This window comes from Edaphosphingomonas laterariae, assembly GCF_900188165.1.
GTDB classification, from domain to species: domain Bacteria; phylum Pseudomonadota; class Alphaproteobacteria; order Sphingomonadales; family Sphingomonadaceae; genus Sphingomonas_E; species Sphingomonas_E laterariae.
Genome location: NZ_FZOS01000011.1, coordinates 110,214 through 124,958 on the forward strand (window position 1 = coordinate 110,214; position 14,745 = coordinate 124,958).

Annotated in this window: 11 protein-coding genes and 1 pseudogene; 4 read left to right on the forward strand and 8 right to left on the reverse strand. The window is 66.4% G+C overall.

All coding sequences use genetic code 11. The annotated features are described in order from the left end of the window. Window position 1: 1 nt before the first annotated feature. The gene (locus tag CHB74_RS11805) at window positions 2-1,507 is read right to left on the reverse strand and encodes an amidase (protein ID WP_089219839.1); all 1,506 of its coding nucleotides are present in this window, start codon (window positions 1,505-1,507) and stop codon (window positions 2-4) included. 248 nt (window positions 1,508-1,755) lie between these two features. On the opposite strand from CHB74_RS11805, the gene CHB74_RS11810 reads away from it, so the two are divergent. Next, the gene (locus CHB74_RS11810; protein WP_089219840.1) at window positions 1,756-2,742 is read left to right on the forward strand and encodes a L,D-transpeptidase; all 987 of its coding nucleotides are present in this window, start codon (window positions 1,756-1,758) and stop codon (window positions 2,740-2,742) included. A 26-nt stretch (window positions 2,743-2,768) separates the two neighbouring features. Here the strand turns inward: CHB74_RS11810 and CHB74_RS11815 are convergent, their stop codons facing one another. The 7 genes from CHB74_RS11815 to ybaL all read right to left on the reverse strand — a co-directional run bounded on the left by CHB74_RS11815 (window position 2,769) and on the right by ybaL (window position 11,262). After that, the gene (locus CHB74_RS11815; RefSeq protein WP_089219841.1) at window positions 2,769-3,788 is read right to left on the reverse strand and encodes an AraC family transcriptional regulator; all 1,020 of its coding nucleotides are present in this window, start codon (window positions 3,786-3,788) and stop codon (window positions 2,769-2,771) included. A gap of 163 nt (window positions 3,789-3,951) precedes the next feature. Continuing rightward, window positions 3,952-5,067, reverse strand: coding sequence for an amidohydrolase family protein (locus CHB74_RS11820; protein WP_089219842.1), 1,116 nt, complete (start codon window positions 5,065-5,067; stop codon window positions 3,952-3,954). 135 nt (window positions 5,068-5,202) lie between these two features. Beyond that, on the reverse strand, window positions 5,203-6,003 hold the full coding sequence (locus CHB74_RS11825; protein WP_179220820.1) for an SDR family NAD(P)-dependent oxidoreductase: 801 nt from the start codon (window positions 6,001-6,003) through the stop codon (window positions 5,203-5,205). Between the two features lie 387 nt (window positions 6,004-6,390). Further along, window positions 6,391-7,482: a 3-ketosteroid-9-alpha-monooxygenase, oxygenase component gene (locus CHB74_RS11830; protein ID WP_089219843.1), complete on the reverse strand. Its 1,092-nt coding sequence runs from the start codon at window positions 7,480-7,482 to the stop codon at window positions 6,391-6,393. 270 nt (window positions 7,483-7,752) lie between these two features. After that, entirely contained in the window at window positions 7,753-8,463 is a 711-nt protein-coding gene (locus CHB74_RS11835) for an EthD domain-containing protein (protein WP_089219844.1), read from the reverse strand. A 112-nt stretch (window positions 8,464-8,575) separates the two neighbouring features. Next, window positions 8,576-9,556, reverse strand: a complete 981-nt coding sequence (locus tag CHB74_RS11840) for a cation diffusion facilitator family transporter (protein ID WP_089219845.1) — start codon at window positions 9,554-9,556, stop codon at window positions 8,576-8,578. A gap of 77 nt (window positions 9,557-9,633) precedes the next feature. After that, complete coding sequence (gene ybaL / locus CHB74_RS11845) at window positions 9,634-11,262, reverse strand: YbaL family putative K(+) efflux transporter (RefSeq protein WP_089219846.1); 1,629 nt, start codon at window positions 11,260-11,262, stop codon at window positions 9,634-9,636. Window positions 11,263-11,481: 219 nt separating this feature from the next. Between ybaL and CHB74_RS11850 the strand changes: the two genes are divergently transcribed. The 3 genes and pseudogenes from CHB74_RS11850 to CHB74_RS11855 form a co-directional block, all read left to right on the forward strand. Continuing rightward, entirely contained in the window at window positions 11,482-13,278 is a 1,797-nt protein-coding gene (locus CHB74_RS11850; protein WP_089219847.1) for a cation:proton antiporter domain-containing protein, read from the forward strand. 113 nt (window positions 13,279-13,391) lie between these two features. After that, window positions 13,392-13,568, forward strand: coding sequence for a hypothetical protein (locus tag CHB74_RS22010; protein WP_179220821.1), 177 nt, complete (start codon window positions 13,392-13,394; stop codon window positions 13,566-13,568). Window positions 13,569-14,068: 500 nt separating this feature from the next. Further along, a pseudogene (locus CHB74_RS11855) lies at window positions 14,069-14,745 on the forward strand (hypothetical protein); the annotation flags it as partial.

Here is a 14,745-nt window from a genome sequence, read left to right on the forward strand (position 1 = left end):
GTCAGGCGACAGGCGCGCGCCGGCCCGCCCAGGGCGCGGCCTGCTCCAGCTGGCCCGCCAGCCGGAACAGGGTCGCTTCGTCGCCATAGCGGGCGGAGAACAACACGCCGATCGGCAAGCCCGCCTTGGACATGGCGAGCGGCACCGACATGCTCGGCTGGCCGGTCTGGTTGTGGATGCCGGTAAAGGGAATGAACTCGGTAACGGCCTTGAAATAGGCCTGCACGTCGGTCGGCGACAGGCCGAGCACGCCCAGCTTCGGCGGCGGCGCGGCAGTCGTCGGCGTCAGCAGCACGTCATAATCGGCCATGAACTCGGCCATGGTGATGGCGGCCGTCTGGAAGGTGTTGTTGGCGATCGCATAATCGGTGCCCTTCATCGAAAGGCCCATCTGGTAATAAGCCAGCGTGGCGACTTCGATCACGTCGGGGCCGATCGGGATGCCCGTCACCTTCTCGCGCGCCTGCAGGTCGGCAACGATGGACGAGGTGATGATCGCGAACGATGCCTGGCCGAGCGCGGCGACATCGAATTTCGGTGTCGCTTCCTCGACATGGTGGCCAAGGCTCTCGCACAGCTTGGCCGCCGCGCGGGTGGCGGCGATGACTTCCGGGTCGACCGGCGTGCCGCCCATGGTGGCGACGTTGAGCGCGATCCGCAGGCGGCCGGGATTGCGCTTCACCTCCTCCAGATACGGGCGTTCCGGCGTTGGCGCGCCATAGCGTGAGCCTGGCTCCAGCCCGTGCGTCGCATCGAGCAGCGCGGCGCTGTCGCGCACGCTGATGGTGACGGCGTGGTGGGCGGACATGCCGCCCCAGCCTTCGGTGCGCGGCGGGCCCATCGGCACGCGGCCACGGCTCGGCTTCAGGCCGAACAGCCCGCAGCAGGATGCCGGGATGCGGATCGATCCGCCGCCATCGGTGGCATGGGCGGCGGGCAGCACGCCCGCGGCCACGGCGGCGGCGGCGCCCCCGCTCGATCCGCCGGCAATATGTTCGCCGTTCCACGGGTTGCGCGTCAGCCCAGTGGCCTTGCTTTCGGTCGTGCCGGTCAGCCCGAATTCCGGGGTGGTCGTCTTGCCGAAGATGACAAGGCCGGCGCGTTCGTGCCGCTTCACCAGTTCCGACGTCACGGTCGGGCGGAAATCCTTGTAATAACGGCTGCCCTGCCCGGTAATCTCGCCGGCGATATGGGTGTTGAGGTCCTTTTCCAGCCAGGGCACGCCCACGAACGGGCCGTCCGGCAGCCCCTTGGCCACCGTCGCGCGGGCGCGCTCATAGAGCTTGGACGCCATGTAATTGTAGCGCGGGTTGGTTGCCTCGGTCCGCGCGATCGCCGCTTCCAGCAGTTCCGACGCCGACACCTGCTTGCGCCGGACGAGATCGGCAAGGCCGAGCGCATCATGGTCCTGAAGCACGTTTTTCGGCGCGGCCGCATTGGCGCCGCCTGCCGCAATCGCGGCCGTCGCCGCCATCCCCGCCATCGTTTCCCGCCGTGACATCTTCATTCCACATCCTCTCCCCGCCGCGTCTGTGCGCGGCCCGTCAGTCAGGATGGCCGGGGCAGGGGCGTCCGCGCAAGCGGATTGCGTTGCCCATTTGAATCGCATCGCGGCCGGCTCGTCCGTAACGCCATAGTCCGAGGTCAGGATCGGGCCCGCGGACGCTCTGCCCTAGGGTAATATCGGATTGATCCCGCTGCCCTGCGGTTCCATCACAAGGGCATGATGTGTTTGCGAAGAGGCAGGGACGAAGCATGATGATCACCAGTCGGCGCGGGGCGATGCTGTGGCTGGGCGGCGGCATCGCGCTGTCGGCGGGCGCCGCCCATGCGATGCAGGCCCTGAACCCCGCGACGATCGAGGAATCGGTTGCCAACCTCAAGCCCGGCCAGTTCCTGTGGGCGCCGGACATCGCCCCCGACGGGCCGGTGATGGTGCTCGTCAGCCTCGCTTTGCAACGGGCCTATGTCTATCGCAACGGCGTGCTGATCGGCGTTTCCACCGTGTCCACCGGCAAGAAGGGGCACGAAACGCCGACGGGCGTGTTCACCGTGCTGCAAAAGGCCAAGGTTCACCATTCGAACCTCTATAACAATGCGGCCATGCCCTACATGCAGCGGCTGACATGGGATGGCATTGCCATGCATGCCGGCTCGCTGCCGGGCTATCCGGCGTCGCATGGCTGCATTCGCCTGCCCCCGGCCTTCGCCCGCCAGCTTTACGGCGTGACGGCGCTGGGGCTGACCGTGGTGATCACCGAAAATGGCGCCGTGCCGCGCGTGGCGCCGACGCCGGCGATGCTGGAAGCGGGCACCGGCACCCCGCCCGATGCGGACGCCGATGGCGTGCGCTGGACGCCGGAAAAATCGCCGACCGGGCCGATCTCGATCATCATCAGCGCGTCGGACCGCAGGCTTGTGGTGTTGCGCAACGGCAAGGAAATCGGGCGCACGCCCGTCACCATCGCGGGCGAGGTCGCCGGCACCAGCGCCTATACGCTGCGCGCGATCGAAGGCACGACCTATCACTGGCTGCAACTGCCGCTGCCGGGGCAGACGGTGGCGCCCAATACCGAACTTCTGCCCGAGGAACGCGAACGGTTGCGCCTGCCGGAAGATTTCCGCGCGCAACTGGCCGGCATCCTCGCGCCGGGGGCGACGGTGGTGCTGACGGGGGACAGCCTGCGTTCGGGCGGCGCCGGCAAGAAGCTGACCGTCATCAAGAGCGAGGACGAGGGGTAGGGGAGCCGGCCCCGGCTCCCGTCCGGTCAGGGCGTCGCGCTCGGGCCGGCGCGGTCGAGCACCATGCGGCGATAGGCGGTCGGCGATACGCCGGCCCAGGCGCGGATCGCGCGGGCCAGTCCGTTCGCCTCGGCAAAGCCGGCGCGGGTCGCGATCTGGCTGATCGGGATATTATGGTCGTGCAGGCAGAGCAAAGCCACTTCGCGGCGGACATCGGCCTTGAGCGCGCGATAGCTCGATCCCTCGCCCTCCAGCCGCCGCCGCAGGGTCTGGCCGCACATGCCGAAGCCTTCGGCCAGCGTCTCCAGCTTGGGCAGCGCCTGATGGCTTTCGAGATGGGCGCGCATCCGGGCGCGGATCGCGGTGACGATCCCGTCGCCGACATCGTCCACCGTCAGCATGTCGACCGGCCGGTGGGCAAGGAAGCGTGGAATGTCCGCCGGAACCCGCACCACCCTGCGGGCGAGCACGGTGCGCGGCAGGCGGAGCGTCGCGACTTCGGCGCCGAAGCGGCAGTCGCACCCCATCACCTCCAGATATTCGGGCATCGGCACCGCCGGTTCGCCCGGAAATTCGGCGGCGATCACCGCGAACTTCTCGCCCATCAGCCATTGCGCGAAGCGCTGCCAGAAGATCAGCCACCAGCCCGGCAGCACGCGCAGCGGATCATGCCCGGTATCGGGAATGGCGACGGTCAGGACGGCGTCATGCTCGTCCTCCTGCGTCAGGGTGAAGCGCAGGTCCGGCGTCGCGGCGGCATAGAAGCGGAAGGCGCGGTCCAGCGCGTCGCCCACCGTTTCGCTCAGCGCGCCGATCTCGCACATCAGCTGGAACGCGCCCATGCGCAGCGGGTGCGCGGTCAGCCCGCACAATTCGTCCTGCATCATCAGCTTCGCGTTGCGCGATATGGTCGATAGCGCCGCGCCGTCATAGCGACCGGCGACAGGCTCGCGCCCCTCGGCCACGGCGGCGGGGTCGAAGCCCGCCCGTTCCGCACTGGCGAGGAAGGTTCGCGCATAATGGTCGATAAGCGTGGCCGCGGCCACCTGTTCGGCTCCCGTCTGTCCCAGCCAGGGGGAGCTTAATGCGATGGGGCGGGTTGGCAAGGTGCGCGGCTCGCAAAAGGCCGTGTATCGCGCCAGCGGGCCCGGCCGGAAGGGGGCGACAGGCGCGGCAATCCCGAAGGATCGCCGCGCGTGTTTTGGCGTGTCAGGTGTTGGTGGCGAACATCCGCAGGCCGTTGTCGCAAACGATCTTGCGACGGTCCGCATCCGGGATGCCGGCGGCGGTGAACTGCTTTTCCATCAGCGCGCGCGAATTGGGCCACGACGTCGCCGGATGCGGGAAGTCGGTCGACCAATAGAGCACGTCCGGGCCGAAATATTCGTAGCAATATTTCAGGCCGAGCGGCTCGTACATGAACGTCGCGCCCATCTGCCGCTTGAAATATTCGGTCGGCAGCATCTTCAGGTTGGGGAAGCTGTAATGGCCCTGGATGATGCGGCCATCGAGGATCATGTCGAACAGGAAGGGCAGCCAGCCCAGGCCCGGCTCGACGAACAGCACCTTCAGCTTGGGGAAGCGTTCGAGCGTGCCGGACAGGATCCAGAAGCAGATCGTCTCGGCCAGCTGGAAGCCCGGCAGGCCCAGCGCGACGCCCTTCATCGGGGTCGGGTCGCGGCGGATCAGCTCATAGCCCTTGGCGTTGTTGTCGAGGTGGTTGAGGATGGTGATGCCGGTTTCCTGCAGCACGCCCCACAGCCGGTCGTAGCGCGGGTCGAAATAGTCCGGCAGGCCAAGTTCGGTGGGGAAGGGCGGCAGCTGGACGCAGCGTGCGCCACGCTTGGCCACGCGTTCCACTTCGCGCACCGATGCCTCAACATCGTGCGGCAGCAGCTGATAGGCGCACATCAGGCGCTGCGGATCGACCGCCGCGAAATCGGCGATCGCATCGTTGAAGCCCGACAGCATCTCCTTCCAGTCGTCGCCCATGATTTCCGGGCTGCACATCTTGGCGCCGCCGACTTCGGGGAAGATCACTTCGGCGAACACGCCATCGCGGTCCATCGACGCCAGCTTGGCGTGCGGTTCGTAATGGCCGGGATCGTTCCAGGCGACCGGGTCCATGATGTCGTTGATGTCGGGGATGAAGCCGCCGCGCTTTTCGAGCTCGAGCGCCTGATAACGCTTGTTGCCGTCGATCCACTTCTGGCGAAGGCGCTCGGGCAGGCGCGGCGTCACCCATTCGTCGGTGTAGAAGACGTGCGAGTCGACCGAGACGAGCTTTTCGTCCGGCGCGATATTCACCGAAGGTGCGGTAGCCATTTGCCTCTCCATTGTCGTTGCCGGCCGGCACGCCGGGTCGATGGAGAGGCTATGGCTGGGGGGCAGAGGTGGAAAGATCGGAAGCTGACAGCGGACCGGTCAAAATATGACGCGGGTGGTTCGGCGCGCCGCGTGTCACGCGCCGGGGCGGTAGCGTCTGGCGGCCTGCGCGTGGCTGAGATTGGGGGCCAGCGCCTCGCGCGCGGCGACATAGGTTTCCCAGTCGTCGGCATCGGGCAGCGAGGGGATGGTGACCTTTTCGCCCTGATCGAAGCCGGCCAGCGCGGCATCGACCATGTCGCCCACATCCATCACCATTTCCGGCGGAACCAGATCCAGCTTGGCATGCGGGCCATCCCAGATCGCGGTGCGGGTGATGCCGGGCAGCACCGCCTGGATGCGGACGCCGCTCGATCCCGCCTCGGCCTGCAAGGCTTCGGTGAAGTTGAGAAGATAGGCCTTGGTCGCGCCATAGCCCGGCTCGAACGCGCCGGACATCAGCGCCGTCACCGATGCGATGTTGATGATCGCCCCGTCGCCCGCGGCCAGCAGCCGGGGAAAGATCGCCGTCGCCAGCCGTGTCGTCGCGGTTACGTTCAGGCCGATCATCGCTTCCAGCTTGTCGGGATCGGCCGTGGCAAGCGGGCCATCGCCGACGATGCCGGCATTGTTGACCAGCATATTGATCGCCGCATCGTCGCGCAGCCTTTGTTCCACCCGGCGCAGATCGCCGGCATCGCCCAGATCGGCCGGCAGCGTTTCAACCGTGACGCCGGTTTCGGCGCGCAGGTGCCGGGCCAGTTCGTCCAGCTTGGCGGCGCTCCGCGCGACGAGGATCAGATCGTGGCCGCGCCGGGCCAGCCGTTCGGCATAAGTGGCGCCGATGCCGGATGACGCACCGGTGATGAGGGCCGTACCCGCGATGGTGGTGATCATGGACAGATCCTTTCAGGAACTTGGCTGCCACCCCCGCGCACGGCGCGAACGGCGGCTGGGACAGGGAGGGGCCCCCGTCATCCCGCAATGAATGCGGGCATCGCGAACACAGGCATCTTCGCACCCTGGTCGGTGCGGAAGGAGCGGGTGCCGTCGCTGATGGTCGGATAGCTGCTCATGGCGTCACTCCCTGCCGGTGAACCGTCGATGAGGGGAAACTATCGCTCTCCTGTCCTTCCGCCTTCCCGGACCTTGGTTTAGCGGCTCTGTCTTTCCGGCTGACGCTATCATGCGTTGGTATGGCGTGGCGCCAACAAAAACGGGGCAGAACAGCTTGCGCCATTCTGCCCCTGCGTCACGCCCCACGCGGACGAAGACGGTGTGCCGTCAGGCGACCTGCGGCTTATCCTCAAACGGCGCGTTGAGCGTGCCGCGGGTGATAATCGTGCCGTTGACGCGCGCGCGGAATTCCTGCGTGCGGGCACGGGGGTTGTAGAACTGGCGATACCAGATGCGCAGCTTGCCGATCGGGCCGTCGCCCAGCACGGCCATCGGGTTGAAGCAGGGGCGCTTGTGCGTCCACACCTCGAAATCCTGGCTGAACGCATCGCACGACGCCTGCTGATAGGCGCGGGCCATGCCCACTTCCTCCTCGTTCGGCACCGCGTTCGGCACCTTCACGAGCAGGCCGTGCCACACCTTCACCACGCCGTCGTCGACGGGCGTGTGGGTGATCAGGATGATCGACGGGAACTGGCCTTCCATCCGCGAAATCAGGATGCCGGGGCCGGTATACCAGGTGTCGGTATAAAGCGGGTCGCCGCCTTCGGCCGAAAGCGTGCGGTGCGCCGACGACATGCGCTGGACGACCTTGTGATCCTCAAAATCATTTTCGAACAGGATCACTTCCTGCGTGCCGTGGATCGGCTCGAAATGCGCGCGATCGGCCATGTTATCGATGATTTCGATCGGATGGCTGGCCAGGATGCCCAGCCGGTCCATCTTCCAGTTCACCCAGTGCGGCGCGCCATATTCGGCGAAATCGGGCAGATCATATTCGGGCTCGCCGCCTTCGGGATCCCACCACATCCAGATGCAGCCGGCCTTTTCCACCACCGGCCAGCTTTCCAGCTTGGCGGCGCCGGGCACCTTCTGCGGCGAATAGGGGATCTGGTTGCAGCGGCCGTCCGGGCCGAAGCGCCAGCCATGATAAGGGCAGCGGATCGAATCGCCTTCGACCTGATTGCCGTCGCGGATCACGTAGGAGGTCGTGTTCTTGCCGATATGCGCGCCCATGTGGGGGCAGAAGGCGTCGACCAGGTGGAGATTGCCGGATTCGCCGCGATAGAGCACCATTTCGCGGCCGAAATAGCGCACCGAATGCGGCTTGGTGCCTTCCAGCTCATCCGAGTCCGCGACCATGAACCATCCCCGCGGGAAGGTCTGTTCGCCAAGCCCATATTCCGCCGTCGTCGCCATCTTCACTCTCCGATCGCGGCCTGCCTGCTGGCATCGCCGCCTTCATCCACCGGGCCGCCGAAACCGGCCATGCCCGCAGTCTAGCACCATGCGGGCGCGCAGCCGCCCTCCATTTGAACTAGCAGCCTATATCACCGAATTGCGTGAGTGCGAACCGTCATCCGCCACGCATTTCGTGACAAGCGTCTCGAATTGCACCGCGAATGCAGCAAGATCGCGGATTTCCGAACGCCCTTCCGTTTCATTTCGCGACGGAAGGGCGCTGGGCGATCACATCACCGGGCGAATGTCGAACTGGCTGGTCTGCATCACGTCGATCCGGTTGAAATCCATGAACTGAACGCAGGCTTCCTGCATCAGCCGCTTGTTTTCAGCCAGTTTCTCCTCGTCGCCGACCGCGTCGAAATAGACGGCCTCGTCATGGAAGGCGGCTGCGGGGAAGCATTCCTCCACGATCGCTACGAAATCGGGCACGCCATAGGTGAGCGGCCGGACCACCAGATTCTGGCGATATTCGAAATTGGCCTGCGTCTCGACCGCGACCGACGTCTGGATCGTCCGCCAGTTATAGGCGAACTGCTCGCGGCTCAGCCCTGGGTGCAGGCCGAGGAAGACGATCTGCGAAAAGCCCTCGGTCCGCCGGCCCTTCACCGGTGGGTGCAGGGTGTTGGGCAGCGGCACCGATTCGCACACCAGCCATGCGGCGAAACGCGGGGCGGCACGGCCGATGATCTCGTCGATCGGCGCGCGGAACTTGTCGTGCGAACAATGGACCCAGATCTGGATCGCGGCATCCATCTGCGGGCGGATGCTGGCGAAGCGCGGCACATTGCCGCCGACCACATCCTCGTCCGCCACATTGATCCTGAGCGCAAGGACGTGGGGCCCAAGCTGTTCGGCCACTTCGTCGAGCAGTTGGCGCTTGAACGTGGCGGCATCCGTGCCGCTGTCCCGCCACAATGCGTAGATGATCTTCTCCATGGCTCTCCCGTTCGCCTGTTGCGCCGCGTCTTGATGCGCGTTCGCGTATCATGGGTGCGGCCTTGCCGCGCGTCCAGCCGAATTGACCGGTGATGCCTCCGGTATGGCCCGCTCAACGCCGAAAGGCGCAATCGGCGCTTTCGCCATGTTCGATCTGCAGGGTCGCGTGGCCGATGCCGAAGCGGTCCTGCAGCATGTCCGCCGTCTCATCGAGGAACGCGTCGCCCGGGTGCCCGCCGGGGATGACGAGATGGGCGGTGAGCGCCGTTTCGGTGGTGCTGGTCGGCCAGATGTGGAGATGGTGGACACGGGCGACGCCCGGTATCGCGCCCAACGCCTCGGTCACGGCGGCGGGGTCGATCCGGCCGGGCACCGCATTCATCGCCATCGCCAGCGATTCCCGCAACAGGCCCCATGTGCCGATCACGATCACCAGCACGATGATCAGGCTGGTGGCGGGGTCGATCCACGCCGCGCGGGTCCACAGCGTCAGCAGCCCGGCGATCACCACGCCGGCGGAAACCGCCGCGTCGGCCGCCATGTGTAGGAAGGCGCCGCGAATGTTGATGTCGTCCTTGCCCCCGCGCAGGAACAGCAGCGCGGTGCCGAGATTGATGGCGATGCCGATCGCCGCGACGATCATCACCGTGCCGCCGGGCACGGGGTGCGGTTCGCCGAAGCGCTGGATCGCGCCCAGCGTGATCGCCCCGCAGGCGATGAGCAGGAAGATGGCGTTGAACAGCGCCGCCAGGATCGATGAGCTGCGCAGCCCGTAAGTGTAGCGCGCGGTCGGCTTGGCGCGCGACAGCAGCCACGCGCCCCAGGCGATCACCAGCCCCAGCACGTCGGAAAGATTGTGCCCCGCATCGGCCAGCAGCGCCATCGATCCCGTGGCGAAGCCATAGCCGGCCTCGATCGCGGTGAAGGCGAGGTTGAGGCCGATGCCCAGCGCGAAGGCCCGGCCATAATTGGTTGGCCCATGGGCGTGGCCGGCATGGCCGTGCCCGTGCCCGCCATGCGCATGGCCGTGATCGTCATGGCCATGATCGCCATGGCCGCCGTGTAGATGATTGTGGTTGTGGGCGCCGCCCATATGCCGTCCGCGTCCTCGTCGTTTCCCTGCCTAGGGACGCCAGGATCGCCGACGGGTCAAGAGCTTGGCTGATGCCTTCAGATGCCGATCAGCGCCTCGTCGAGCATCTGGCGGGCGATTTCGCGCTCGCCCATGATCGCCCGGTCCGCGCCATGGCTTTCGAGATGTTCGACCTCGGCATCGCCATGTGCCCGCGCGACGATGCGCAGCTTGGGGTTGATCGTCCGTGCCTGCTCGACGATCTGGCCCGCCTCGAAGCTTTCGGGGATGGCCACGAACAGCAGCCGCGCTTCCTCGATGCCGGCCTCCCGCAACAGCGCGCCATTGGCGGGTTCGCCCACCAGCACCGTTGCGCAGGCATCGGTGGGCAGGCCGGCCTTGTCGGTCTCCGCCTCGATCACCGTCACCTTCTCGCCCGCTTCGACCAGCCCGGCGGCGACCAGACGGCCGACGCGGCCATGGCCGACGAGGATGACGTGCCCCTTGGTCGGCGCGGGTGGCGTGCCGCCGATCGCGGCCTCCGGCGCGCCGGGCACCAGCTTGTTGGCGAAACGATCGATCAGGCTGAACAGCAGCGGGTTGAGCATGATCGAGATGATCGCGCCGGCCAGGATCAGATCACGCCCGTCCGCCGGCACGAGCTTCAGCGAAAAGCCGAGCGTGGCGAGGATGAAGGAAAATTCGCCGATCTGGGCCAGGCTCGCCGCGATGGTCAGCGCGGTCTTGTTCGATCGGCCGAAGGCCCGCACGATCAGGAACGCGGCCACCGATTTGCCGAACATGATGATCGCAACGGTGATCGCCAGCGCCAGCGGCTCGTCGGTCACGATCGCCGGGTTGAACAGCATGCCGACCGACACGAAGAACAGGACAGCAAAGGCGTCGCGCAGCGGCAGCGTTTCTTCCGCCGCGCGCTGGCTGAGCGGCGATTCTGCCAGGATCATGCCGGCGAAGAAGGCGCCCAGCGCGAAGGACACGCCGAACAGGATGGCCGCGCCGAACGCGACGCCCAGCGCGATCGCCAGCACCGCAAGGCGGAACAGTTCGCGCGATCCCGAATGAGCGACCGAATGGAGCATCCACGGCACCGCGCGCCGGCCGACGATCAGCATGAAGGCGACGAACGCGATCACCTTGCCGATCGTGACCGCCAGCGTCTGCAGGATGGCGCTGCTGCCACCGCCGCCGGTGGCGATCGCCGGGATCATGACGAGCGCGAGCACCATCACAAGATCCTCGACGATCAGCCAGCCGACCGCGATCTGCCCGCGTTCCGTATCGACGATGCGCCGTTCCTGCAGCGCGCGCAGCAGCACCACGGTGGACGCCACCGAAAGCGCGAGGCCGAAGACGAAGCCGCCCGCCATCGACCAGCCCATCCACCAGGCGAGCCCCATGCCGAGCAGCGTCGCCACCGTGATCTGGCCGATGGCGCCGGGCACCGCGATGCGGCGCACCGCCATCAGATGCTTCACCGAAAAATGCAGGCCGACGCCGAACATCAGCAGGATCACGCCCAGTTCGGCCAGTTCGTTGGCCAGGCTCTGATCGGCCACATAGCCGGGGGTGAACGGCCCGACCGCGATGCCGGCCAGCAGGTAACCGATCAGGGGAGACAATCGCAGGCGGAAGGCAATCTGGCCAAGGATGAAGGCGAGAACCAGGCCGGCAACGATCGTGCCGATGAGCGGGGTTACATGCGGCATGCGGTTCGATCGGTCTCCTTGGGGGCCGGAAGCAGAAAGCTAAGCTACTTGCGACGGATTTTGAACAGGCGATGCGTGGCCGGCCGGCCACAAGGTCGTTCATATTCCGATATAGAGGCCGGCCGGGCAGGCACACCCCGAGGGCGGTTGCGAAACAAAAAGTAAAAAAAGTCGCGCGGCGCTGGAAATGCGGCGGCGCAGCAAGCAAAGTGGCCGGCGATGCCATTGCCGATCCAATCCGACGCTTTCAGCGATTCCCTCGTCATCCTTGGGGCCGCTGGCCTCGTCATACCGGCCTTCGCGCGATTTCGCGTCAATCCGGTGATCGGGTTCATCCTGGTCGGGCTGCTCGTCGGCCCGGCGGGGCTGGGCTCGCTCGTCGATCGCGCGCCGTGGCTTTATCACTTCACGATCACCGACAAGCATTCGATCGAGCCGTTCGCCGAAATGGGCATCGTGCTGCTGCTCTTCTCGATCGGCCTCGAACTGTCCTTCAAGCGCTTATGGTCGATGCGCGGCTCGGTGTTCGGGCTGGGCGCGGCGGAACTCATCATATCGGGGCTGGTGATCGGCGCCGCGCTGTTCCTGATGGGGCAGGGCTGGGCGGGCGCGATCGGCCTCGGCCTCGCTTTGGCGCTGTCGTCGACCGCGCTGGTGCTGCCGATGACGGGAACGGCCAGCCAGGTCGGCCGTGCGGCCTTCGCGATGCTGCTGTTCGAGGATCTGGCGCTGGTGCCGATCATCTTCGGCCTCGGCGCGCTGGCCCCCACCGCCAGCGACGAAGGCTGGGAAGGGCTGGTTACTACCCTGTGGCAGGGGGGCCTTACCGTCGCGGTGCTGATGATCATGGGGCGGCTCCTGCTCCCCCGCCTGTTCGCGCAGGCCGCGCGCACCAAAAGTCCCGAACTTTTCCTGTCCGCCAGCCTGCTCGTCGTCATCCTGTCCAGCATCGCCACCACCGCCGTCGGCCTGTCGCCGATCGTGGGCGCGCTGCTCGCCGGTCTGCTGATCGCCGAAACCGACTATCATACCGAGGTCGAAGTGATCACCGCGCCTTTCAAAGGGCTCGCGCTCGGCGTGTTCCTCATCACCATCGGCATGAGCCTCGATCTGCGCGTCATCCTCGCCAACTGGCCGGCGCTGGTCACGGCGGTCGTCGGCGTGGTCGCCGCCAAGGCGATCGTCACCGCGCTGCTGCTGCGCTTTTCGGGCGCGGCCCGGGGCGTCGCCACCGAAACCGCGCTGCTGATGGCCTCGCCCTCGGAAACCACGTTGATCGTGCTCGCGGCGGCCGCGCAGGCAAAGCTCATCATGCCGTCCACGGCGGCCTTCTGGCAGATCGTCACCGCGATCGGCCTCACCATCACGCCGTTGCTCGCGCGGGTTGGCCGCGATGTCGCCCGGCGGGTCGAGCTGCGCGAAGCGCCCGAGGCGCCGGAACTGATGGAAGCGCAGCCGGGCCGCACGGTGATCGCTGGCTTCGGCCGCGTCGGCCGCCTCGTCGCGCAGATGCTCGACGAACATAAGCGCCCCTATATCGCGCTCGATGCCGATATCGATTCGATCGCAACAGCACGGCGGCGCAATTACAATGTCATGTTCGGCGATATCACCCGCCCCGGCATGATCGAACGGCTCGATCTCGCCAACGCCAGCGCGCTTGTGCTGACGATGGACGAACCGGTGCAGATCGTCCGCACGGTGCGCCGTGTCCGGTCGCTTCACCCCGATCTCACGATCATCGCGCGTGCCCGCGATGCCAATCATGCGGCCGAACTCTACAAGGCCGGCGCCACCGATGCGGTGCCCGAAACGCTCGAATCCTCGCTGCAATTGTCGGAAGCGGTGCTGGTCGATCTTGGCGTGGCGATGGGGCCGGTGATCGCCTCGATCCACGAAAAGCGCGCCCAATTGCGCGCCAAGATCATGCACATGGCCGAAACCACGCGGGAGCCTCCGCTGCGCGTTCGCCGCCTGCGCGACGTGGCGGCCGAACAGGCGGGCGAGCCCGGCTGAATCGTTACGGAACTTTAAGGTAACCGGCAAAGCGTGACCTATGTCACGCGTTTCCAACGGCTTCCCATGGTCTACCGGCGTTCGTCATTCACAATCCCATTCGGGAGTTGCGCATGCGTGCCTCGCCGATCGCCCGTACCCTGTTCTGGATGCTGCTGGCTCTCGCTCTGTGCGTGGGCCTCTATCTCCATGGCTCTATCGGGCTCGGCTTTCTTCAGAATGAGGGGCGCTGGGTGTCGCGGGGCGTGGATGCCCCGGCATTGACCGCCGTCGCCGACCTGCGCTGCTGAACCTCAGCCGATAAATCGCTGATCCCGCTGGGTGCCGCCGTGCTCGCACGGCCTCACCTTGTGCGCTGGCCCCATGCAATCCAGAAAAAAGCGGCGGCAACCGGGGGTTGCCGCCGCCAGAATAAAGGAGGAGCTGCTGAAGCTCGTCCTCCGGGTCGCAGCCCATTCATAGCGGTGATTCGTGACAGCTCGCCGTGACATTCGTCACATACAGGCGAATTTCACAGCGCTTGGTGCGCGCGGCCGCAAGACCTCGCCGCATCCTGCCATGATCTCGGCTCATCGGAAATGCCGGGCCAGCCAATTGCGGCACCGGACCAGTTCGGTATCTCTCTGAATATACATCAATAATGTTCTGATTTTCTCCCCCTGTCCCCGTCGACTGCGGTTGGCTTGCGCGCGTCATATCGTTCCGCGGGCGGCATGATGGTTGACGGTTTGTTAACCCGATTTTCCCAGAACACGTGGCGGGGGCACCACGCGATCCGAAGTTTTTGCTTATGAGGTTCCTTTTTCCGGTCCATTCCGGCGCTCGGCCGGCGCTGATCGCGCTGGCGTTCTGCGGCCTGCTCGCGGCATGTGGCGGCGGCAGCGGCGATTCGCCTGCCGATGCGGGCGGCACGCCGCCGGTCGCGAACGATCCGGCTCCAACCCCTGATCCCATATCCCCGGTTGACCCCGATCCGGCACCTGATCCGGCGCCGACAGGCGCGCCATTGGGCGTCAATCTGGCGCAGGCGAACTATTATCTGGGCGATCGCGCGCTGATGAATTTGGCGCAGGGCGGTGGCTGGGCGAGCCAGCGGCCGGGTATTTCCGGCTGGCAGCCCTTTGCCGCCGGGCAGCTCGACGGGCTGGGCAATGTGACGTCGCTGTTGACCAGCGAAACGGCGAACATTCCGCTGGTGCCGCCCGAGGGGGTTTTCGGGACGAGCCCGACGCGGGTGCGCTGCACCTGGGCGGGCACGGGCACGTTGACGGCGGGTGGCGCGCTGAGCGGGCTGACGCGCGCGGCGAACAGCCTGGAGTTTGACTGGACGCCGGCGGGCGGGCCCAAGACGCTGGCCGTGTGGATCACGATATCGCGGACCGATGTGGCCGATCCAGTGCGGCAGCTCGATTGCCGCGAGAAGACGGCGTCGGCGACGGCGCGCTTCTCGCCCGCTTTCCTGGCGTC

What these genes read in the sequence shown, in the direction of transcription:
- CHB74_RS11805 (WP_089219839.1), bottom strand. Translation starts at nt 1,507, where the DNA reads ATGAAGATGTCACGGCGGGAAACGATGGCGGGGATGGCGGCGACGGCC.
- CHB74_RS11810 (WP_089219840.1), top strand. Translation starts at nt 1,756, where the DNA reads ATGATGATCACCAGTCGGCGCGGGGCGATGCTGTGGCTGGGCGGCGGC.
- CHB74_RS11820 (WP_089219842.1), bottom strand. Translation starts at nt 5,067, where the DNA reads ATGGCTACCGCACCTTCGGTGAATATCGCGCCGGACGAAAAGCTCGTC.
- CHB74_RS11825 (WP_179220820.1), bottom strand. Translation starts at nt 6,003, where the DNA reads ATGATCACCACCATCGCGGGTACGGCCCTCATCACCGGTGCGTCATCC.
- CHB74_RS11830 (WP_089219843.1), bottom strand. Translation starts at nt 7,482, where the DNA reads ATGGCGACGACGGCGGAATATGGGCTTGGCGAACAGACCTTCCCGCGG.
- CHB74_RS11835 (WP_089219844.1), bottom strand. Translation starts at nt 8,463, where the DNA reads ATGGAGAAGATCATCTACGCATTGTGGCGGGACAGCGGCACGGATGCC.
- CHB74_RS11840 (WP_089219845.1), bottom strand. Translation starts at nt 9,556, where the DNA reads ATGGGCGGCGCCCACAACCACAATCATCTACACGGCGGCCATGGCGAT.
- ybaL (WP_089219846.1), bottom strand. Translation starts at nt 11,262, where the DNA reads ATGCCGCATGTAACCCCGCTCATCGGCACGATCGTTGCCGGCCTGGTT.
- CHB74_RS11850 (WP_089219847.1), top strand. Translation starts at nt 11,482, where the DNA reads ATGCCATTGCCGATCCAATCCGACGCTTTCAGCGATTCCCTCGTCATC.
- CHB74_RS22010 (WP_179220821.1), top strand. Translation starts at nt 13,392, where the DNA reads ATGCGTGCCTCGCCGATCGCCCGTACCCTGTTCTGGATGCTGCTGGCT.